Source organism: Spirosoma endophyticum (genome assembly GCF_900112365.1).
GTDB lineage: Bacteria > Bacteroidota > Bacteroidia > Cytophagales > Spirosomataceae > Spirosoma > Spirosoma endophyticum.
Genome location: NZ_FOLQ01000028.1, coordinates 30,494 through 52,425, shown reverse-complemented (window position 1 = coordinate 52,425; position 21,932 = coordinate 30,494). Strand labels below are relative to the sequence as shown.

The 21,932-nt window shown below is 48.1% G+C and carries 22 protein-coding genes and 1 tRNA gene; 13 read left to right on the top strand and 10 right to left on the bottom strand.

The window, feature by feature from the left end:
* The 4 genes from tnpA to BM202_RS32340 all read right to left on the bottom strand — a co-directional run.
* Nucleotides 1–243 (bottom strand): IS66 family insertion sequence element accessory protein TnpA (tnpA, locus tag BM202_RS32355; protein WP_143100822.1); only part of this gene is annotated, 243 nt, incomplete at its 3' end.
* A gap of 59 nt (nucleotides 244–302) precedes the next feature.
* Entirely contained in the window at nucleotides 303–683 is a 381-nt protein-coding gene (locus BM202_RS32350; RefSeq protein ID WP_093834060.1) for a hypothetical protein, read from the bottom strand.
* Between the two features lie 42 nt (nucleotides 684–725).
* Nucleotides 726–1,235 carry a hypothetical protein gene (locus BM202_RS32345; protein ID WP_093834058.1) on the bottom strand — a complete coding sequence of 170 codons (510 nt, stop codon included), beginning with the start codon at nucleotides 1,233–1,235 and terminating at the stop codon, nucleotides 726–728.
* Between the two features lie 271 nt (nucleotides 1,236–1,506).
* Nucleotides 1,507–1,782 carry a DUF983 domain-containing protein gene (locus tag BM202_RS32340; RefSeq protein ID WP_245776891.1) on the bottom strand — a complete coding sequence of 92 codons (276 nt, stop codon included), beginning with the start codon at nucleotides 1,780–1,782 and terminating at the stop codon, nucleotides 1,507–1,509.
* Here BM202_RS32340 and BM202_RS38560 point away from each other — a divergent pair, their 5' ends adjacent.
* Both BM202_RS38560 and BM202_RS32335 read left to right on the top strand, forming a co-directional pair.
* On the top strand, nucleotides 1,783–2,001 hold the full coding sequence (locus BM202_RS38560; RefSeq protein ID WP_245776890.1) for a hypothetical protein: 219 nt from the start codon (nucleotides 1,783–1,785) through the stop codon (nucleotides 1,999–2,001).
* Nucleotides 2,002–2,321: 320 nt separating this feature from the next.
* The gene (locus tag BM202_RS32335; RefSeq protein WP_093834054.1) at nucleotides 2,322–2,918 is read left to right on the top strand and encodes a DUF6273 domain-containing protein; all 597 of its coding nucleotides are present in this window, start codon (nucleotides 2,322–2,324) and stop codon (nucleotides 2,916–2,918) included.
* A 233-nt stretch (nucleotides 2,919–3,151) separates the two neighbouring features.
* On the opposite strand, the gene BM202_RS32330 is transcribed toward BM202_RS32335, so the two are convergent.
* The 6 genes from BM202_RS32330 to BM202_RS32305 form a co-directional block, all read right to left on the bottom strand.
* Nucleotides 3,152–3,709 (bottom strand): hypothetical protein, encoded by a 558-nt coding sequence (locus tag BM202_RS32330; protein WP_093834064.1) that lies wholly within the window; start codon nucleotides 3,707–3,709, stop codon nucleotides 3,152–3,154.
* A 577-nt stretch (nucleotides 3,710–4,286) separates the two neighbouring features.
* The gene (locus BM202_RS32325) at nucleotides 4,287–5,024 is read right to left on the bottom strand and encodes a DUF92 domain-containing protein (RefSeq protein ID WP_093834052.1); all 738 of its coding nucleotides are present in this window, start codon (nucleotides 5,022–5,024) and stop codon (nucleotides 4,287–4,289) included.
* A 574-nt stretch (nucleotides 5,025–5,598) separates the two neighbouring features.
* Nucleotides 5,599–5,672, bottom strand: a tRNA-Asn gene (locus tag BM202_RS32320).
* Nucleotides 5,673–5,769: 97 nt separating this feature from the next.
* A complete protein-coding gene (locus BM202_RS32315) occupies nucleotides 5,770–6,072 on the bottom strand; it encodes a PH domain-containing protein (protein WP_093834062.1) in 303 nt (100 codons plus the stop codon).
* A gap of 108 nt (nucleotides 6,073–6,180) precedes the next feature.
* Nucleotides 6,181–6,810 carry a 16S rRNA (guanine(527)-N(7))-methyltransferase RsmG gene (gene rsmG / locus BM202_RS32310; RefSeq protein WP_093834050.1) on the bottom strand — a complete coding sequence of 210 codons (630 nt, stop codon included), beginning with the start codon at nucleotides 6,808–6,810 and terminating at the stop codon, nucleotides 6,181–6,183.
* Between the two features lie 27 nt (nucleotides 6,811–6,837).
* Nucleotides 6,838–8,052, bottom strand: a complete 1,215-nt coding sequence (locus tag BM202_RS32305) for a glycosyltransferase (RefSeq protein WP_245776889.1) — start codon at nucleotides 8,050–8,052, stop codon at nucleotides 6,838–6,840.
* A gap of 125 nt (nucleotides 8,053–8,177) precedes the next feature.
* Between BM202_RS32305 and tgt the strand changes: the two genes are divergently transcribed.
* The 11 genes from tgt (at nucleotide 8,178) to wecB (ending at nucleotide 21,925) form a co-directional block, all read left to right on the top strand.
* The gene (gene tgt, locus BM202_RS32300) at nucleotides 8,178–9,308 is read left to right on the top strand and encodes a tRNA guanosine(34) transglycosylase Tgt (RefSeq protein ID WP_093834046.1); all 1,131 of its coding nucleotides are present in this window, start codon (nucleotides 8,178–8,180) and stop codon (nucleotides 9,306–9,308) included.
* A gap of 256 nt (nucleotides 9,309–9,564) precedes the next feature.
* Nucleotides 9,565–11,808, top strand: a complete 2,244-nt coding sequence (locus BM202_RS32295) for an SLBB domain-containing protein (RefSeq protein WP_245776888.1) — start codon at nucleotides 9,565–9,567, stop codon at nucleotides 11,806–11,808.
* Between the two features lie 18 nt (nucleotides 11,809–11,826).
* Entirely contained in the window at nucleotides 11,827–12,930 is a 1,104-nt protein-coding gene (locus BM202_RS32290; RefSeq protein WP_093834042.1) for a GNVR domain-containing protein, read from the top strand.
* A 75-nt stretch (nucleotides 12,931–13,005) separates the two neighbouring features.
* Complete coding sequence (locus tag BM202_RS32285; RefSeq protein ID WP_093834040.1) at nucleotides 13,006–14,298, top strand: nucleotide sugar dehydrogenase; 1,293 nt, start codon at nucleotides 13,006–13,008, stop codon at nucleotides 14,296–14,298.
* Nucleotides 14,299–14,312: 14 nt separating this feature from the next.
* Nucleotides 14,313–15,323 (top strand): CgeB family protein, encoded by a 1,011-nt coding sequence (locus BM202_RS32280; protein WP_093834038.1) that lies wholly within the window; start codon nucleotides 14,313–14,315, stop codon nucleotides 15,321–15,323.
* 38 nt (nucleotides 15,324–15,361) lie between these two features.
* Nucleotides 15,362–16,588 carry a lipopolysaccharide biosynthesis protein gene (locus BM202_RS32275; protein ID WP_177236772.1) on the top strand — a complete coding sequence of 409 codons (1,227 nt, stop codon included), beginning with the start codon at nucleotides 15,362–15,364 and terminating at the stop codon, nucleotides 16,586–16,588.
* Nucleotides 16,588–17,922 (top strand): hypothetical protein, encoded by a 1,335-nt coding sequence (locus BM202_RS32270; RefSeq protein ID WP_093834034.1) that lies wholly within the window; start codon nucleotides 16,588–16,590, stop codon nucleotides 17,920–17,922. The genes BM202_RS32275 and BM202_RS32270 overlap by 1 nt, the downstream gene beginning before the upstream one ends.
* A 7-nt stretch (nucleotides 17,923–17,929) precedes the next feature.
* A complete protein-coding gene (locus BM202_RS32265; protein ID WP_093834031.1) occupies nucleotides 17,930–18,961 on the top strand; it encodes a glycosyltransferase family 4 protein in 1,032 nt (343 codons plus the stop codon).
* Complete coding sequence (locus BM202_RS32260) at nucleotides 18,958–20,094, top strand: glycosyltransferase (RefSeq protein WP_093834029.1); 1,137 nt, start codon at nucleotides 18,958–18,960, stop codon at nucleotides 20,092–20,094. Before BM202_RS32265 ends, BM202_RS32260 begins: the two co-directional genes overlap by 4 nt.
* A gap of 2 nt (nucleotides 20,095–20,096) precedes the next feature.
* Complete coding sequence (locus tag BM202_RS32255; protein ID WP_093834027.1) at nucleotides 20,097–20,813, top strand: class I SAM-dependent methyltransferase; 717 nt, start codon at nucleotides 20,097–20,099, stop codon at nucleotides 20,811–20,813.
* On the top strand, nucleotides 20,810–21,925 hold the full coding sequence (gene wecB, locus BM202_RS32250; RefSeq protein ID WP_093834021.1) for a non-hydrolyzing UDP-N-acetylglucosamine 2-epimerase: 1,116 nt from the start codon (nucleotides 20,810–20,812) through the stop codon (nucleotides 21,923–21,925). Before BM202_RS32255 ends, wecB begins: the two co-directional genes overlap by 4 nt.
* Nucleotides 21,926–21,932: the final 7 nt, after the last annotated feature.

Below are 21,932 nucleotides of genomic sequence, written 5' to 3'. Positions count from 1 at the left end.
CTTCGTAATCTCGTGTTGCAAACTCAACTCAGCGTACATCTTCTTCAAGCGCCTATTTTCTTCCTCAAGATCCTTGAGCCGCTTCACTTCCGAGACCTGCATGCCGCCGTACTTAGCTTTCCAGTTATAAAAAGTAGCTTCGCTCACGCCATGTTCCCGCGTGATTTGGGCGACCGTTTGGCCGCTGTCCTGTTGCTTAAGAATCGCCACGATCTGCGATTCACTAAATCGTCCTGCTTTCATTCCCTTTCCAATTACCAGTGAAATTTAAGTTTTTTACTCTATTTTTCACTGGCTCACATTTAGGGGATCAGGACATTATCAGGATACCAATGCGTTGGAGACAAACGGCTATTGGTAGGTACTAGTAAACAGACTTGTTTACATTCTACTTCTAAAACACCGGCTTCACTCCCCCCTACATAACAATAGCGCTTCTGACTATCTTGGCTTTCCCAGTCTGGAATGTTATCGATTAGCACTCTAGAGAAACTTTCAAAAAACAGATAGGAGTAGTCAATAAATGCTAATTGCTGGGTTGGATTGAGTATATGCTCGCTAATGCCAAGACTAATCAAGGGAATAAGAATTGAGTTATCCCGGATGATTGCTGAACCACGAAAACTTTCTGAGGTATCAATAGCGTCTTCTATATCAACATATACTCTCAGTTCCTGGCTCATTTCTGTTTTATAATTTGCTTTATGTTAACCAATCGCCTTAATTCATCTACATTTCTTAAGTCTGTATAGCATTTCATTCCGTATTCCTTCGTCAGTTGAATGAGAACACTCTTCTAGCACTTCAATGGCTTCAGGAGTCCCAATATCAGCTAAAATCCAGCTAAACCATTTGGCGATTGCGTCAGAATCTGAGCCAGTGTAAGCTAGATAATCGAAGTCAGACAGTAGAACTGCTCGGACATAGGGGATTGTACTTGGGCTTTTAAACTTCTGCAATCTCCTAGCTATTTCTTGGTGGTCACGGTGGCCAGGAGTTACTAGAAGTTCGTTTAACACACTAGTATACTGATTAGAATCAGGTAGAACCCACAGCACTAGATAAATTAATAACTCAAGCTCTTGGAAGTCATCTCTACTGATCGCAGCATTTACTTTGGCTTCAAGCTGTACCCTGTCTGTGTACTCTCTTAAAGGCAATCTTTCCTTGAATTCATGTTCACTGATCTTGCCATCTCTTCGGTCATTAATGAGTTTTTTCTCCTGTTGGGTCATTTATCCTATCGTAGGCTAATGTGATACAAAGCTGACAGTGGTAGCCAATCTACGAATATTCCATTAACATAATAATAGCTTTTCTCTCCCCTTTCCAAAGGACAATCCGGCTTGTTTAGAGGGGTTAATCTTGGAATAGTTCCTTAACATAACGTACCATATGCAACTTGACTAAGAAATGTACCATTTACTTGCCTATAACGCTAGCGACTAATGCCCAAAACTGTTACCCGTTTAGACCCTCTATTCCTTTTCAACTGGCCACACCCGATCAAGGACAACTCGTTGGCTTGTGGGCATCGAACGAAATGAAAAAATTGATCCAGGTCAACCGGGCCAGCCGGAAAAACAGGGGCGTCAAGAGGATAATTAAGCCGATCAATACCCCTAGAAAATAACTCAGGTCCCACTCTAGTACCACCTCCATCACCAGAAAACAGCCCACAATTAGCGCCGTATAGTAGGCATAGCTCACGTACAAAGCCCCCGTGTAGTAGCCCGGCTCTTTCTCAAAGCGCTCCCCACAGCAGGCACACTGGGGATTCATTTGATCAAATCGCTTCAGATTGTAGGCATTATTGACCGCAAAAAAGTTACCCCGCTGACAACGGGGGCACTTATTGAAAAAAATGCTGTAAAGTTTGGTGCCTTTGCCCATGGTGTTCGAAACGAGTTAAACCAAGCCGATGCCGATAAACCGCTTATTCAAGCATGGTTGGTGCCTTCTCTACCGAATAGTCGAGCACTTTGTTTAGGCGATGCCTGACTCAAACCGGTAGCTTACCAGTTTTCTTGACGTGTGGTCAAGCAATGCGTAGCGACTAAGCCTTAATGACGTACTGAAAGCCCTACTGTGAACAATGTATCGAATTGCCTTAAATACAGGTAAAGATTTAGTCAGGCTTTAAGAATCCGATAAGATACTTTGTACTTTTCTACGCAATCGCTCCAGGAAGTCAACCTGTTGGTGAACGCCTTTAGGGCCATCAGGTTTCGGCGGAGTCAGTCACTCCACCCAGTCGGTCATTTACGGAACCGTTTCATGATTACTTTACATCCAGAGATGAGTAAACCGATCGATAAAGCATGGCTAGAAACGACATCATACCCTTCGGCCCGTATACATGGCAGGTGCTGGCTGTTGAAGACGGCCAAAGAGCGCTGCTTATTACCCAGGATATAGTCGAACTGCGCTGGTACCATGACAAATTTGAGCCTATTACGTGGGCCGATTGCACGCTAAGACACTACCTGAACGATGCCCTTTATTCGACATTCAGCCCAGACCAGCAAGCATGCATCATTGCCGCAACCAACAAGAATGCCAACAACCCCTGGTTTAACACCCCAGGCGGTCAAGACACCATAGATCACTTGTTTTTGCTAAGCCTGGATGAGGTGAGCCACTATTTGGGCGATAGCCGGGCCAACCTAGCATATAAAGGTCCTCAACGATGGCATATTGATGACGCCAACAATAGTAAACGGCAAGCCCGCTATGGTACGGATTTTCACGGGTGGCGGCTACGTGCGCCTGGCTATTACGGGCGCACGAGTGCGAGCATCAGTAAGCAGGGCCATATTTACGTGCGTGGCAATGGGGTCTTCGGCAGCCCTAGAGACGGGGGCGGTGTGCGGCCTGCTCTATGGTTGAGATTGGAAGATTCATTCTTGCTCGGATAGGCATTCCTACTCTTTCCCGTACATTTTTATCACAGTTGGCCAGTTAATGAACGTTGATGATTTCCCTGATCTGAAGCCACAAGTATTTCGTCTCACATGAACACTCCCATGTGAGACGAAGGAGCGTTCACGTAAATGCTTCTTAGAAGGGGCGTTTTAAGAATCAGCTATACACCTTATGGCTGACCCTCTTTACGTTTAAAGTCCGTGAGGGTCATTCCGTCATACTTTTCTCAGCAACCGCCTTGGCGAGGGGCACGTTTATACATTAGTGTACTATCTCTTTCTACATAGTCGCCCGATACGATTGGATAGGAATACTTGGGCGCGTGCGATACCCAATGGTTTCTTATAATGAGTTTGTCGTTAACCTTCAGACTAAGCAATGGCTGAAATTCATTGGTAAAATTCTTGTCAGCCTTTTCCGGACCGAAACTAAGAATATAATCCTCCCCATTAATCCTGACCATCACGCCCAACCCTACTCGTGAGCCTGGCGGCAGAGAAAGAGAGGTTACAACAGCCTCCATGTTGGTAAAAGCACGTATATACTTCCTTAGTTTAGCTTCACTGGCATACACTTTTTTACCTTCGGGGGACGCTTCCCATTTTTTGTACTTTATCCCATCAGGGGTAGCCTCCCATTTTTTTAAGGCAGCTTTCCTGTCAGCAGCAGAGATTGGCTTTGATGTGGACGTTTCAGACGCTTCATGTTTACGTTCACGACTAGCCAATACGAGTCCGCTGACCCCAACCAGCGGTAGGATCAGCGCATAAATGATTTTTTTCATGTTTTTTGTCGGTTTAAATAACATAGATCTATCTCCTGATGAATCAGATTCGTTTAAGGCATTCTTTTTCAAGGATTTCACCAAAGCTAAAAGTTTCTATCCTGTCGTCTGTTAATGACTAGTAAAAGAAGGTTAATGAAACGTAAAATCTGCTTTTACAGACTGTCATGGATTTTGGTCTCTGAGCAGTTGGCTATACTGTACACTAATGTTGTCTATCCAACTGTCTTACAAAAACGCTCCAATCATGCGATGGTTACTTTCAATAGCTGTGTCAAATGATCACACTGGTCGGTACGCTGGCAGATTGCCGAAGCTGAGCGGGACCCTAAATTGTCGGGGGTGGGGAGCCCGTGCGAGTCAGCAGTCAGAGCATCAGCCCGGGACTGACCATCCTTGACTTACTCTTCTACAGTACTATCTTACTTTGTATAATATATCAATTAAAATCGTCCAATAAAAGGCTAGCCAGCTATGTTTAATGAACTGCATAAGCGTTTGAAAATCATGGTTTTGCCATCAATCTGACAACTTAAGAAAATCGGTCACGAAAACCCTCCTTTTTAAGTTAATTACTTCAATGCAAGGCAGCCTGATCTTGGTAATAAATACGGTAGAGCAGTAGGGCTACCAACGCAGCTATCAGCGTATTGAGGAAATTAACCGCGTCATTTTTCATATAACCACCCCGCTCCAGACTGGCACCCAGCACAGAGTCAACCAGATTACCGATTTTGCCGGCAAGCAGAACCCATACAACGGGTAAGCCCCAGCCAAAGCCAATGGCATAGATACCACCAATCAGACAACTCCCCAGAAATCCCAGTACTGTCCCTTCCAGACTAATTACCCCATCCAGGCCTTTGGTATCGCTACGCCAGGTGAGGACATTGTAAAAATAACGGCCATAGACGTTGCCTAACTCCGAAGCGCAGGTGTCGGCGGTGGCAGATGCAAAGCTGGCAGCCAGCATAACTTGAAACAGATCCGCATGGGCCGGATAGAGCCAGGCCAACAAACTTACTATACCGGCTACGCCAGCATTAGCCATGACCTGGGAAGCGGTACGTCGTCCTTTGTTCGACTCCGCTAATCCAGCAGCTATTTTATCGGTTAGTCTCCAGGATGTAGCTAGTGATCCAACAACAAAAAAGGTGCCCAGCATCACCAGGCCCGATAAACCAGCGCCCAGAAAGATAACAAAGCCCAGTACGCCACCCGTCAGAGCACCCGTTACGTTGAGTTTACCCGCTTTTACGCTGAGAACCATGCCCACCAGCAGCGTACAGATTACGATCCAATAAGGCAGGTGCATAACTAGTTTAAGAAACTAGGTTCGTCGTGTCAATCGCGTTTTGAGGTTGATTTACACCTAGGACTGTATTATAATACGAATGTCAGCGATATAATCCCTGTAGGTGGTCTCCGGCAAAGCCCGTATTGGTGTAGTCCGCATGCTATTTACACCCAGTGGGTAAAACAAGCTCGGGAATATAATTTACCCGTGTAGAATATTGCTGAACTTTTCAAGACGATACTACATGCCAGTTATACCAGTTGGCAATACTTGTCGATTGATTGTAGGAAAGACTGAAATTAAGTCAGGGAGATAGGTAGTCGTTGGACTCCGAAGATTAAGCATCGTTGGGAATATCCGATGTTACGACATCATCTCGGATGGGGAAATTATTGACCGGATCAGGAAGGTACAGCCGCTTATACTGGTCAAATCATATAAAAAGAAATTGTAATAGATCTAATCGGGGCAGCTTATTTATAATTACTGACTAATAAAGGTTAATCCGGAAAGTTTCTATAAATGTGCAAACTATGTGCAAAAAAATAAGCCACCCTAGTAATAGGATGGCTTAACTAACTGATTTACAGGGCTCCCGAAGCTGGGCTCGAACCAGCGACCCTCTGATTAACAGTCAGATGCTCTAACCGACTGAGCTATTCGGGAATCGTGGTGCAAAAGTATAACACACGACCGTATTACACAAGCATCAGGATGAAAAAATATCGCTTTATACGTAACAAATTGGTTTTCAATATCTGTTTTACCTAAGAGTGTCGGGGCGGTGGTTTGGTACGTTCTGTAAAATCAACTCTTTGATGCGCCGGGCGTCGCCTTTTGAGAAGTTTTGAATCACAATTTCAGGCCGGGCCCGTGGAATAATCCGCACAGTGGCGAAAAACAATCCATTATCAATCTCAACCCCTGAGATATCGGAGTAGAAAACAAAATTATCTGTACCGCCAATCAGTTTGCGAGCACGAAATGTAACGCCCTTGTCGTTAAACTCAACCTCGTCGGGAGTGAGGGGGTCTTTAAAGCTGCTGCTGCGAAATTTCTCTGCCATGATGTTTGAACTGGGATTCATGTGATTTTATTGACTGACTTTGAATTTATCAACGGGATTTCGTTGAAAGTAAAATCAGAAGATTCAATAAAATCACATGAATCCCGGTTACTTTTTAGGTATGTAAATTACTTTTTTCGTCTCAAAAAAGGGTTCTTCAAAATAGTCTGAAAGATCATAAACCCGGTAACGATCAGGAACTTCGGCCAACTCCTCGGTAAGATCACCACCTTTGAGGTATAAAACACCATTCGGCCGATCGTTGTTGCCCGACTTGTGGATTTTGTAACGTACCCAGCCTAAAAATGGCTTCAGTCGCGTAACGGCCCGGCTTACAATAAAATCGTAGGTCGTATTTATCTGCTCAACCCGGGTCTGCTCAGCTTTCACGTTTGTCAAGCCCAGTGCATCGGATACTTCCTGCACGACCTTTATTTTTTTACCAATACTGTCTACCAGATGGAAGTCAACCATCGGAAACAGGATCGCCAGGGGAATGCCAGGAAAACCCCCGCCCGTTCCGACATCCAGAATTTCGGTACCGGGCTTGAACTGAACGATTTTAGCGATACTAAGCGAGTGCAATATGTGTTTTTCATAAAGCGCGTCGATGTCCTGACGTGAAATAACATTGATTTTTGCGTTCCAGTCGCGGTATAGCCCATCCAAAGCCGCAAAGCGTTCTTTTTGCTCAGCAGTTAGATTAGGGAAGTATTTTAAAATAAGGTCAATATCCATTTGTTCAAGTAGCCTGTCGATGCCACATTACCGCCAGTAAATACGCTTTCGGCGACGAGTAAAAAAGTTTTTCAGTCCCGCTATGCCGTAATAAACGGACAACGTCAGATCCATACAAGGGATAATTGCCCAGTGAACCGTGTGGGCTAACCGGTAACTGATACGTCCAACAATGCCCCAAAATGTTAGTAATCGAAAGGCAAAGGCGCCTGTAGCGATCCGCAAAAGTAGCCATTCCTGTGCGGTGAATAAAACATGATAGTGTTCATGATGTAAAACGATCAGGATGGTGATCAGCGCGAATGCCCATGTCAATACGTGGGAACCGATTAGTAAACCCAATCGAAATTTGTGGCCAGGTTTATAGTATTTACCGACGTTTAAGTGCCGTCGTTTCTGAAGTCGCCAGTCAGACCAGGTTTCTTTGGGCTTCGACCACGCAAAGGCGTCCGGGTGAAGGCAGATGGCGGTATTACGCCCCGTAGCTACTTCATTAAGAAACAGGTCATCATCGCCACCTACTACGTTCTTGTGTGTATAAAACCCCTTGTTAGCAAAAAAGAGGTCGGTTCGGTAAGCCAGGTTGCGACCAACGCCCATGTAGGGACGACCCGCTAAGGCCAGCGAAAAATACTGTACCGCCGTAAATAACGTTTCAGACTGAATGAGCAGATTCAACCAACCCGGCTGTTTCTCATAAGGCGAAAATCCCAGTACTATAGCTTTCTTCGTGTTGTTGAGTGGCGCCACCATGTTTACCAGCCAATTAGCCGTGGCAGGACGACAGTCGGCATCGGTAAGCAGTACGGTGGAGAACGTTGCCTTCTTGAGTGCAATCGTCAGCGCATACTTTTTGGGGGTTACGTGCTCATGTTCCTTATCAATTCGAATAAACCGAACGCGGTTGAGATCGGTGATGTCATTTTCCAGATACGTAGTAGTACCGTCGGTTGAGCGATCATCCATCACTAAAATTTCAAAATCAGGGTAAACCTGCGCATTAAGTAAAGGCAATAATTCGGTTAAGTTATCCAGTTCATTGCGGGCACAGACAACAACCGTAATGCCCGGCGAATCCACGACTGGCCATTCCGTCGGTGCAGTCGATGCATCTAGATTTGTTTCGTCGGGGTTAGTAAGGACAGTTTGTCGATAAAAAGCCGTTCGGGAATAAACGAAGAGAATATAAATAAGCTGAATGCTGACCATAAGTAGCCAGGCTATCAGTATTGTAGTAATCACGGAGAGGCCGATAAATGTGGAGCAAAGATACGTGAGCCGGGAGCGGGGAGCAAGGGACATGGAAGAAGGTGCTACAGCTAAAGCGTCCCTTGCCCCCTGCTCCCGGCTCACGTATCTTTGCAGCTATGACATTTTCAATTACTGCTCACGATCCGCAGTCGAAAGCCCGCACGGGCACGCTGACGACCGATCATGGGCCTATTCAAACGCCTATTTTTATGCCTGTCGGTACGGCGGGCACGGTAAAAGCCGTTCATCAGCGCGAACTCGAAACCGACATCAATGCCGAAATTATTCTGGGCAATACGTACCATCTTTACCTTCGGCCCGGTCTTGACGTATTAAGCCAGGCGGGCGGATTGCACGGTTTTAATGGCTGGCGTCGTCCCATTTTGACGGACTCAGGTGGTTACCAGGTGTATTCATTGTCGAACACGCGCAAGATTAAGGAAGAAGGCGTTACGTTCAAATCGCACATCGACGGGTCAAAACATACGTTCACGCCCGAAGGTGTGATGGATATTCAGCGAATCATCGGAGCCGATATTATTATGGCGTTCGATGAGTGCACGCCCTATCCCTGCGAATATGGGTATGCCCGTCAGTCGATGGACATGACCCATCGCTGGCTTGGTCGATGCATTGACCGCTTCGACCAAGCCGAAGGCCATTACGGTTATCAACAAACGTTGTTTCCCATTGTGCAGGGCAGTACGTATGCCGATCTCCGTCGTCAGTCGGCGGAGGTAATTGCCAGCAAAGAGCGCGAGGGAAATGCGATTGGCGGTCTGGCTGTTGGCGAGCCAGCCGAGGAGATGTATGCTATGATTGAGTTAGTGAATGGAATCCTGCCTGCCGATAAGCCGCGCTATCTGATGGGGGTAGGAACACCGGCTAATATCCTGGAAGCCATTGCTTTAGGCGTAGATATGTTCGACTGCGTCATGCCGACGCGCAATGCCCGGCACGGTCTCCTGTTCACAACGGAAGGGATTATTAATATCAAAAACGAAAAATGGAATAAAGACTTTAGCCCCATCGACGCGGGCCTGGGTGGTTATGCCAGTACGTTTTATTCCAAAGCGTATCTTCGTCACCTGGTTAAATCAGAGGAGTTATTAGGCGGGCAAATTGCCAGTTTGCATAACCTGACCTTTTATCTCTGGCTTGTCCGACAAGCGCGGGAACATATTGTGGTAGGTGATTTTATCGCCTGGAAAAACGAAATGGTTATCAAATTGATGCAGCGATTGTAAAAGCAATGAGCATTGTACATTAATCAAAAGGTCTCCTAAAACATAAATTGGGAGACCTTTTTTGCGTTTTACCGTCCTAACTTCCTATATATGAATTTTGGCTATTGGTTGCCTGCTCAATCGTAGTCGCCTTACCCGTAACTCGTTTTAAGGAATCGTGATGTTGATTCAAAGAATGATTCGCCGAACGTTGATAATCATTCTGTTAATGCTGTATCCTCTTTGGGGTGGATACAATCTACTATTAGCTCAAGCAGTGAATAATCTGACGGATGAGCAGGTCACTCAGTTCGTGCAACAAGCCCGGATCAGTGGTATGACTGAAACGCAGATGGAAGCACTGGCTCTAACGCGTGGGTTTACACCGGCCGATATCAATCGGATGCGTCAGCGAATCAGCCAGCTACAACCATCATCGGGCAGGCCAACAACTACCCCTGAAACGAATGTTGTCCGTGAGCAACCCGCTACGCCAAGCCCGCCCGCAACGACGACGGCCGCAGCATCTACACCGGCCGTTTTCGGCGCGTCCTTGTTTACCAGCGTTAACTTGTCGTTTGAGCCAAATCTGAGAATGCCAACACCCCGCAATTATATTATTGGACCAGACGACGAACTCATCATTGATGTATACGGAAATGCTCAGCAAACATATCGCCCCCGAGTTAGTCCCGAAGGGAGCATACGTATCGAAAATCTCAGCCCGATCTACGTAAACGGCCTGACTATTGAGCAGGCTGAGCAGCGTGTTATTGGTCGGTTGAAAACACTTTATCAAGGAATCAATACGTCAGCCAGCGGGGTTCAGGCGCAGGTGACGCTTGGTAGTGTTCGGAGTATTAAGGTTACGCTCCTGGGGCAGGTTGTTCGACCGGGCACGTACACACTTTCATCTTTAGCGACCGTTTTCAATGCCCTGTATGCGGCCGGTGGCCCGGCACCCGGTCGAGGTTCATTCCGCGACATTCGGGTGTACCGGAGCAACAGGCTGGTGCGGACGCTGGATTGCTACGATTTTCTGCTTCGAGCCGATCAAAAAGATAATATTCGCCTACTTGATCAGGATATTATTTTCGTAGACCACTATGGTACTCATATTGAGTTAGCGGGGGAAGTGAAGCAACCGGGTTTGTATGAAATGCGCCGGGGCGAAACCCTTAAAAGCGCGCTTGCCTTCGCAGGTGGCTTTTCTGATCGTGCCTATACGGCGTCGATTAATTTGCTCCGAAACACGCCTACTCAGCAGCAATTAACAACCATTCCCACCACCGATATAGCTCAATTTGTGCCTCAGGGCGGTGACCACTACGTTGTTGGGACCATTTTGGATCGAGTTGAAAACAAAGTCAGTGTCAGTGGGGCGGTGTTTCGGCCGGGCGATTATGCCTTGTCGAAAGAGGGCACCCTTAAGCAATTGATTACCAGAGCTGAGGGGTTGCGGGAAGATGCGTTTTTGAATCGGGCCACCATACGCCGGCTACGTAACAACCTTGACCCCGAAGTTATTTCGGTTGATCTGGGTAAACTCCTGCGCGGTGAAATCGCCGATATAGCGCTCTATCGAGAAGATCATCTGCATATCAGTACGTTGGGTGAACTGCGACAGCAACGTAGCGTTTCCGTTCAGGGAGCGGTTAATAAAAGTGGTACGTTCGACTTTGCCGACAGCATGACGGTGGCCAATCTGATTGTTCTGGCGGAGGGATTTTCAGACGCGGCCATCTCATCGCGGATGGAAATTGCCCGGCGCGTTAAGACAGATACAAGTGGCTTGCCCAATGACCAGAACGTTCGTTTGATTGTATTTGAGATTGATCAGAACCTGAGGCTCAACCCGGCCGACGCCAAACTGACACTACGTCCTTTCGATCAGGTTTTTGTGCGGGCATCACCCCGGTACGAAGCGCAAAAGGGCGTTAGCATTGCGGGTGAGGTGGTGTATCCGGGCGGCTATGCTATCCGGACAAAAAGCGACCATATTACCGACCTGATCAGTAGGGCCGGTGGTTTGAAACCAGAAGCGTATCTACCGGCAGCTCGCTTCACACGGCGGGGAGAAAGTATATCACTCGATCTGAAAAAGATATTGGACGATTCTGCCGTAGCGGGTAATCTTCTCCTGGAAGATGGCGACGTACTGACGTTACCGCGTCGCCCCGACATCATACGTATTCGCGGGGAAGTATTGAATCCAGCCACTGTGGAATTCGATCCGGCCAAGTCGTTTCGTGACTACATTGGCGAAACGGGAGGATTCACGAACAAAGCCTTGAAACGAAAAGCGTATGCTATAGGAGCTAACGGAAAAATAAAGCCAACGCGCTCGTTGCTGGGCATTCGGTCGTATCCAACCATTGAGCGCGGTGCCGACATTGTGGTACCCGCCGTTCCATCAAAAGAACCGGACAAAGGTTCTTCCGCCGAGCGGGCGGCTTGGCTAACGGTCATTGCGTCGGGCGTGGCCGTGATCCTGACAGCCTTGCGGTTGATTACGAACTAACGTATTGAGACGAAAATAATGGCAACGCTGACCGAATCAGAAACGAATCGCCCTGCAAATCGATGGCTTACGCTTCCGCCCGACGTAGTGATACAATCAGTTTGGCGGGGACGATTACGAATACTGGTCATATCAGCTTTGTTTGCAGGCGTGGGCGTAATAGTGGCACTATGTCTGCAACCAGAGTTTATTTCGGAAGCTAAAATTATGCCTGAAATGAATAACGGCTCCGGCGATATGTTTAAACGATTGGCATCGGTAGCAGGTTTTGCCGGCATGGACCTCTCTGATGCTGAAGGGGTAGACGCTGTTCGCCCGGATTTGTATCCTAACGTATTGCAGAGTACGCCCTTTGTTTTGCAACTGATTGATAAGCCCATCATCACAACAACTGGACAACAGGCAACAGTTGGTCAGTTTCTATTGCCTGACGATGACCGTTGGTCACTGAAAAAACTACTTGAGTTTGGCAGGAAAGATGATCTCAAAAGCTCGCCAACGAACAAACCGGGCGGGCCTGTACGCTTGACGTCACGTCAACAGGAGTTAGTGGAGGACATTGGCAAGCGAATCAGTGCTAAACTCGATACGCGTTCGAGGATTATTACTATCACCGCCAAAATGCCCGACGCGAACGTAGCAGCTTCCGTAGCTCAACTGAGCATGGATTATCTGACGCAATACGTAACAAATTACCGTACTGAGAAAGCCCGACAGGATTTACAATTTTATACCCAGCGACTACATGAAGCCCAGAAACGATACCAAACGGCCCAGTTCAACGTATTTCAGTATAATGACCAGCACAAATACTACGTAGTGCAAGCCGCCACTATGGACAAACAGCGTAGGGAGGCCGAATTAAGCATTGCACAGACAGTTTATTCGGAACTCTCCCGCCAATTTGAGCAGGCAAAACTGAAATTGCAGGAACGAACACCGATCTTTAAAGTACTCGAACCAGCTCAGGTTCCCCTCAAACGAACGTCACCGAAACGAGCCATTATTGTATTGGTTTTCTCTGGAATAGGCTTGCTAACTGGAATCATGTACGTATTAGCCAGGCAAGCTGACGTTGTGGGTAGATTACGAATAATGGTGCGGTCAACCACCGTGGAGTAGTCCAGGCTCGGCCAAGCGTAAACGTCAGTCATATGCCGGTCGCTGACCGCACTAAACCAACTTAATCACACGAATTTGTTAAACGACCTTAAACAGAAAAAGAAGCAGATCGCCGTTATTGGGTTGGGCTACGTCGGTCTGCCAATTGCGCTGGAGTTTGCCCGGCAATTCCGCGTGATCGGCTACGATAGTAATCCCGACCGGGTGGCGATGCTACAACGTAGTGAAGACCCGTCGCGTCAGTTGCCCGCTGATGCCTTTGCTGGGGCCGACATTACGTTTACGGATAATCCGGATCACCTACGGCAAGCTAACTTTTTTGTAGTGGCGGTTCCTACGCCGGTGGACGATTATAAGGTGCCGGACCTAAAGCCCCTGCAACGAGCGTCGGAAGCCATCGGGTTGGCGCTGAAATCAGGTGATTACGTGGTATATGAATCCACTGTATATCCGGGTTGTACGGAAGATGATTGCCTGCCACTGCTGGAAAAATATTCCGGTTTGACACTGGGCAGTGACTTCAAACTAGGCTATTCGCCCGAACGTATCAATCCCGGTGATAAAGTCAGAACCTTGGCCGACATTCTCAAAGTTGTGTCGGGTAATGATGCCGAGGCTGCCCAAACCATTGCCGATATATACGGCTGCATTATCCGCGCCGGTATCTACGTAGCACCGAGTATCAAGGTAGCCGAAGCCGCTAAAGTCATTGAAAATGTTCAGCGGGATTTGAATATTTCCCTCATGAACGAACTGGCAATCATCTTCGATAAGATGGGGATCGACACCCAGGAAGTGTTGAAAGCAGCCGCCACAAAGTGGAATTTTATGCCGTTTACGCCCGGATTGGTCGGCGGCCATTGCATCGGCATTGATCCCTATTACCTGCTTTACAAAGCCCGACAATTAGGTTATGATCCACAAGTCATTAATTCGGGTCGGCGAATTAATGATGGGATGCCAGCGTACATCGCGACGAAACTGGTTCAGATGCTCCTGCAACGTGACAAGAGTCCACGCCAGACGAAGGTGCTGGTCATGGGATTGACATTCAAGGAAAACATTGCCGACATCCGTAATTCGAAAGTGGCGGATCTGGTTCGTGAACTGATGAAATATGCGATCAATGTACACGTAGTGGATCCGCACGCGTCGCCGAATGAAGTGGCTCATGAATACCGCCTGACGCTGATGGACAGACCGTCGAGTCAATACGACGCCATTATCGTGGCCGTTGGACACGATGAATATAAAGTGCTGGACGTTCCCTATTTTAAATCATTGATGAACGGCGCACCGATTTTGCTGGATCTGAAGGGATTGTACAGTGTACAAAAAGACGATGAAATTCAATACTGGCGGCTTTGAGTTTCGACAAATTAATGAACGTAGTCATTGTAGGTAGCCCGGCATTCGATTCATTGGAGTATCACCTGAGCGCTTCATTTCGGGCATTGGGGCATCGCGTTTCTTTGCTGGATGTTACGGATGGATTGCCCGTTTCGGCTAAGATCAATTACTGGGCGTCGCGTTTTTTTGAATCCTACGATCGGGCCATAGGACAGCGAATGGCGGACAGAATCGTGCGCTTACAGCCTGATTTAGTGCTGGTTGTCTACCGGAACGTACATCCAATACTGGTGGAGCATATCAAACGTCAACGCCCTGACGTGCCCGTTGTCCAGGTAAATCCGGATGCGCTCTCGAACCTGGAGAAACAGCAGATCATTGCCGCCGACTTCGACTACTACTTTTCCAAAGAACCCTACCTTGTCCGTGCACTACGTGACCGGGCGGGCCTGAATGCCCATTATTTGCCGGAAGGTTTCAACCCGCGCGTTCATCAAAAGCCACCCGTTGAAAAAGCGTTTGCCGAATGGATGACAACCATCGATGTGCTGGTGTTCGGCAATCTCTATCCGTACCGAGCCCGCATGATTGAGCTACTGATGCGGGCGGGTGTGAATGTAGCGGTGTATGGGACGGAAGGCCCGTATCTGCGGGCAGCTGTGCGGTCAGGATTTCGGCAGCAATACCTTATTGGCCCCGAGAAAAACAGGTTGCTCTATGGGGCCAAAATTGTTTTCAATAATTTTCATTACGCGGAAATCACGTCGGTCAATCAGAAATACTTCGAAATCAATGGCATCGGTGCCTTTCAGCTTTGCGATTACAAACCAACCATAGAGGAATACACGGGCGTAGCGGTCGACCGGGTAACGTATCATACGATGGATGAGGCCATTGATAAAATCCGGTATTACCTGGCCCGCCCCGACGAACGGCACGAACTCGCAGCACAACAGTATGATCATTTTCAGGCGCATCATACATTCGATCGGCGAGTTGAGCAACTACTGCGTACGGTTAGTTTATACGTACCGGTTTTATGAATAGTGTGACGAACCGCGCTATTCAGCCAGTAATCCCCATGTCAAAACCATTGACGGTTTTGGTTATCGGACAAATGGTATCGGCGCTGATGGCGTTTATTTACGGGAAGCTCACGGCCGTATATATTCCACCCGCTGAATTGGGTGATTACAGTTTGCTATTTACAACCATGACATTGTTGCACGGCTTTTTGGTGACGCCTACCATTCAGTCATTCAAGGTCGCATTCGCTCGGTTTTCGCACCGACAAACCATTCGCTTCTATCGTCGAATCCTTCTGCTGATTTTTTTGACAGTCCTGCCAACGGTGGCTTTGCTAGCTGGTTTGTACTACCATAACCCAATTTTTGGATTGATTTGGCTGGCGGCTTTTGGGCAGGGAATGTACCAGTTCGGCAACGATTACCTGAACGTATCGGGCCAGTATCGACGATACGTGTTGATTCAAATTGGGTATGCCGCCAGCAACGTATTGATTTTGTTTGTATTAGTTGTCTTGCTTAAGCAGCAAACGTCCGTTGGGCTTTGGCAGTCGTTAACCTTGCTGAACAGTTTGTTTGCAGTACTGGCCTACTGGCAGCTAGTTCGGGCGATTCATGGGTATGAATCGCTGTCGGAAACAGCCATCGATTGGCCCGAACTAACCAAGTCATTCAAGCAATACGGGGGTCCACTGTTCAGTCTGGCTTTCTGGGGGTGGATTAGTAACTATGCTGACCGCTATCTCCTTCGACTTTACCTGACCGATGCCGATGTTGGTCAGTATGTTATGGGGTATAGCCTGGGATCGAAGCTGTTAATCCTGGTGGCTCCAATGCTAACTTTTCTATCGCCCCAAATCCTGAATTTAAGAACCACTCAACAGCCTTCCATAATCGCGAATCCGTTGTTGCTCCGTTACCTGGGGCGCTACGTAGTATTGGCCGGGGCGGGTTGTTTTATCTTCTATCTGAATCGTGACTGGGTTGGAAATTTGCTTTTGTCGGATCGCTACAAACCCGCGTTTCTTGTTGGCCCGATTGTGGCGGTCGGCTACTTATTCCTGACGAGCATTCACCTGCTGGAAGTGAAATGGTATGCCTTCGGGCAAACCCGGTTAGTGCTGTTTCACAACGTAGCAGGAGCCATATGGACTATGGCGTTAGCTGTAATACTGATTCCTCTCTTTGGTATTTTGGGTGCTGCACTGGCTACTTTATTCGGTTTCGCCGGGCAGTTTCTGTTGGTGATCTGGTTATTTCTATCCGAAAAATTCAATCGCTGATGAAACGCCTTCTCGTGTGTGCACTGGCCTTTCTACTGGCTATTCAATGCGTAGATTACTGCACAGGTACAGAAGCGTTAGCCGTCGCTTTGTCGCTGTATACTTTCCAGACCTTTGTCCACCGTGTGGGTGAGCGGATTGCCTTGCTGGAGTGCATTAGTTTCATTGCGGCACTCGAAATTTTGCTGGTGCCCGCCATTACGTACTGGGTCTTTCCGGCCTCCATGCCAGTAGAGTCAGCTACCTATTTCAGCTATACGTTACCCGCCTACAGCACATTTCATATCGGATTATTCTGGCTCCGGAAAAACGATTCGAAACGACCTCATTTACTTTATATTCAAGACGCAACGGCCTATCTGCAAGACAAAAAGGCAGCCAGTTTTGTCTTGTTAATCATTGGTTTACTTGGCTTTTCGGTAAAAACCTTCGTACCGACGGCACCCACTATTTTAGGTACGTTACCAGCTTACTGCCTGTTCATAAGTGCCTTTTATGCTTACTATTCCGGAAGCCTGTATCGAGTGTTGATTCTTACTACGGTATTCGCCGTATTGGTAACGTATACGATTCAGGCGGGGATGTTTGGCGAGCTATTCTTCTGGATAATGTTACTGGTAATTTTCAGTGCGGCTGGCCGACTTAATCCACTTACAATTCGCACAAAAACCATTTTTGTGAGTTTGGCTTTCGTGTTTTTGCTCCTGATTCAATCCATTAAAGGAGAATACCGGTACAATACCTGGGGCCATCAGCGGGGCGAACGTACGGGCAATGCGGGACTTATGAGCGACCTACTGACTGACCGACTCACCCATCCTGAAAAACTCCTGAACGTCGATCATTTATTTTTGTCATTCGTTCGATTTAATCAGGGCATCATGATCGGGAGTGCCATGACGAAGGTGCCTATGCACGAATCCTATGCTAATGGGGACGTATTACTGTCGTTCATTTATCCCTTCGTGCCCCGACTGATGTGGCCCAACAAACCCCAAACGGGTGGATACGAAAATATCAGGCGATTCACTACGTTGCCGCAGTCCGAAAATACCAGCATTAATCTGTCGCCCCTGGGAGAAGGATATGTGAATTTTGGCTATGGTGGCATTTTGTTCTCCTTACTATATGGCCTGTTGCTAAGTGGCGTTTTTCGATACGTCCTTCAGTTGGCAGCCCACGTTCCTTCGCTTATTCTTTGGTTACCAATGCTCTATATCGGCTGTCTAACCATGGAAACCGATCTCCTCTCAACCTGGGGTAGCTTAGTGAATAACGCCATTTTTATCGCGCTGCTATTCTGGTTCATGAAACGCATCGGTATTCATCTATAACCAATTCATGACCGTTACCTACATAGTTCGCAGCCCCGGTACCGGGCACAGTATTGAGGCATTGTTTGATAGTATTCAGCACGAAGTTGAGCAACAGGGCATACCGACAAACAGGATTCAATTGCCTCGAATTAGTCAGGGGCTACGTAGCATTTGGCAAAATCTACGGTTTGTGAAGAGACTATCTGCCGACATTTTTCATATCACGGGCGATGTCCACTACGTTACGCTGGCCTTGCCTGCGTCGCGTACGATACTGACCATTCATGATTGCAGTTTACTGGAAACTAATCGAAACCGCCCGTTTCGGTACGCGTTTTTCTGGCTTTTCTGGTACTACCTGCCTATAAAGCGAGCGGCCATCGTGACGGTCGTTTCCGAGAAAACCCGTTATGATTTAGTGCGCTACGTTGGTCGGGCGGCCCGGAATGTTCAGGTTATTCCGAATAGCTATGATCCTCTTTTTACGTATCAACCCAGGCCATTTTACCACGAGCAACCCGTGCTTCTTCAGGTTGGTACGGCGCCGAATAAGAATCTGTCGCGGCTGCTGGCGGCCATCGAAGGAATCAGGTGTACACTCGTCATTATTGGTCCGTTGGCAAAAAGTACCCTTGCTGATCTTCAAAAAAAGCGAATCAATTATCGAAACTACGTCAATGTCAGCCGATCAGACGTCGTTCAATGCTACGTCAATTGCGACATTGTTACGTTCGTTTCGACCTATGAAGGATTCGGGATGCCTATTGTTGAGGCCAATGCCGTCGGGCGGGCAGTCATTACATCCAATAACTCGCCGATGAGCGAAGTGGCCAACGGAGCCGCACATGTAGTCGATCCAACCGACATCGCAGCTATCCGGCAGGGAATTTTGACATTGATTCAGGATGCTACGTATCGGGAAACATTAATTCAAAGAGGTCTTCAGAACGCCCGAAACTATACGGTCAAGACAGCCGTGGCCCGCTATGAAACGCTGTATCGTCAAGCTACAGGTGTGCTCTTTCACGCATTCATTCTTTCGCTCTTTTTTAGATGAACATCGTTATGTCGGCCGATTGCTTTTATCCGGCGCAGATGGGTGGTCCCAGCAATGCCATCTACTGGCAGGCGAAGGCGCTGACGATGGCCGGGCACGATGTGACGGTGGTAGCTACGTCGCAGAGTTTGCCGTCGTCAATACAGCTTGATCGCTGGCTGACGCTGGATTGCGGACGGGTGATCTATACGAAAAATCCGCATTTCTATCTGCCCATAAAACACATCCGGTACGGTTGGCAAGCCATGCGTACCGCCGAGGTCGTCCATGTAAATAGTTTGTTTTATCCAGCGTCGCTGGCCTGGGTGTTCATGGGTCTGTTGCTTCGTAAGCCGATTGTCTGGTCGCCCCACGGCGAACTCAGTCCCGTTGCCCTACGCTTTCGTCCCCGCTTGAAACGACTGTTGCTAAATGCATTTCGGCTATTTCGGTCGTTCCTATATTTTCACGCAACGTCCGAAGCCGAAACCGCTTATATCCGGCAGCATTTTGGGGTTGATGCACAAGTGGGCGAAATTCCTAATACAATGGAATTGTCGTCGCCAGTCGCCCGGGTCGCCCGACCGTATCTGCTGTTTATGGGGCGATTGCATCCAATCAAAGCCATTGACCGGCTGCTGGACGCACTGAGTACGTCACCGCTGTTTCTAAACAGTGAGTATTCCCTGATTATTGCTGGCCCGGTTGCGGATAAAGCCTATTCCAGCTTTCTACATGAACGTGTCGATACGCTGAAACTTTCCGCGAAGGTTACGTTTCCGGGACCAGTCTACGGTGAGCAAAAGGAGCAGTTGTATGCCGATGCCCGACTGCTGATTCTCCCGTCTCATTCTGAGAATTTTGGCAACGTTGTCATCGAGTCGCTGGCGCAGGGAACACCCGTTGTTGCGTCAACCAACACACCCTGGCAGATCCTGGAAACGGAACGCGCCGGTCGTTGGGTGTCGAATGATACAGACCCGCTTCGGCAGGCCGTTGACCAATTCATAGCAATGCCGTCTGAAGGATACACACTTTTCCGTACCCGCGCTTTAAAACTGGCCCGACAACGGTTCGACAATCGATCGAATGTGATGCAGTGGGAACAGTTTTATGAGACAGTGCGAAAAAAAACCAGGGATATAACCTATTGAAAATGAGTTCAACATCGGCTATTGATTATCATGGAGAAATCGCTGCGCAATTTGATCGACGGTACGAATCCTCAGTAGCCTTTTTGGAACGATTCCGTGTCTGGACGGACCTGCTTGATCAGTACGTAAAGCCCATCGACCGCGTCCTGGATCTAGGCTGCGGATCGGGCATTTTCAGCAATTACCTCGCCGAAAAAGGCTGCATCGTCACGGGTATTGACGGCTCGGAAGCGATGATTGCTTTATGTAATCAGAAAAAAAAGGTCGTCAATGTACGCTACGTAGTGCAGTCGCTGCCACTTCCCGATCCCGCGAAATATGCCCCGCAGGACGTCGTCATGATGTCGAGTCTGCTGGAATACATGGACAATATGGATCAGATGCTTCAACAGGTCAGGGATTTACTGAAACCAAATGGCCTTCTCATCGTCTCTATTCCCAACCAGTTAAGCCTGTATCGGCGGGTGGAACGCAGGCTATTTCGACTAACCGGCTGGCCAGCCTATTTCGCTCATATTCGCCATAGATCAACTGCGGCAACCTTCTCCCGTCATCTGTCCGAGCTAGGATTTTACAGGATCGAAACGACTTTTTTTTCAAGTCATGACCCTATTTCAAGACTGTTGAAACCGTTTTTAGCCCGGCAATACGTCAATAACCTGTTCGTCGGTGTCTACCGAAAAGAGACTTTGAAAAATATGTTGCCTACCCACCCATGAAAATCATAAGCATTGTCGGGGCGCGTCCGAACTTTGTAAAGGTGGCTCCTTTGCATCGGGCGTTTTTAGCTCATCCAGGAATTGAGCCCATACTTGTTCATACAGGCCAGCATTACGACGCTCGACTAAGTGATGTATTTTTCGAGCAACTCGATCTACCCAAACCTGACTATCATCTCGGTGTTGGCCCCGGAACGCCCACTGAACAGTCGGCCGAAATTGAGCTTACATTCGAGAAGGTACTGACACTCGAACAGCCAGACTGGGTCCTGGTCGTGGGCGACGTAACGAGTACACTCGCCTGCGCATCGGTGGCCTCCCGGATGGGTGTACACGTTGCGCACGTTGAAGCCGGGCTTCGTTCGGGGGACTTGCGAATGCCCGAAGAGTATAATCGAATCGAGACGGATAAGCTGTCAGACTTGCTTTTTGTGACGGAGCAATCGGGGGTAGACAACCTCCGGCGTGAAGGCCTTGTCGATGAAAAAATCCATTTTGTTGGCAACGTCATGATTGACTCACTAGTGCGCTATCGCCAGAAAGCCAATGCGTTGAATGCTATTGGTGACCTTGGCGTTCGTTCCAGAAATTATGTTCTGCTGACCATGCATCGCCCGGCCAATGTTGATAATGAAGCCGGGCTACGTAACATTTTGCAAATTTTGTGCGAGACGGCATTGTGCCAAACCGTAGTCTTCCCGCTTCATCCGCGAACCCGCGCGAGCCTGATGAATTTTGGTTTGATGAGGCAATTGGAGGCAACGCCGAATGTTCGTTTGCTGGAACCACAGGGTTATCTGGAGTTCCTGAATCTGATGGAATATGCCTCGCTCGTCATTACCGATTCGGGTGGTATTCAAGAAGAAACGACCTATTTACAGGTCCCTTGTTTAACCTTTCGTGACTCGACCGAGCGGCCGGTGACGATCGAACTTGGCACGAATCAATTACTAGCCGATTTGAATCCTGAAACGGTACGTCGGAAAGTGGCTGAGATTCTGGACGGCCGGACTAAACCGGGTGTAATACCACCTTTGTGGGACGGAAAGGCCGCTGAGCGTATTGTGAGAATATTGTGTACCACACAGATGTACCGCGGCTTTACGCTGTGAGTTCCCA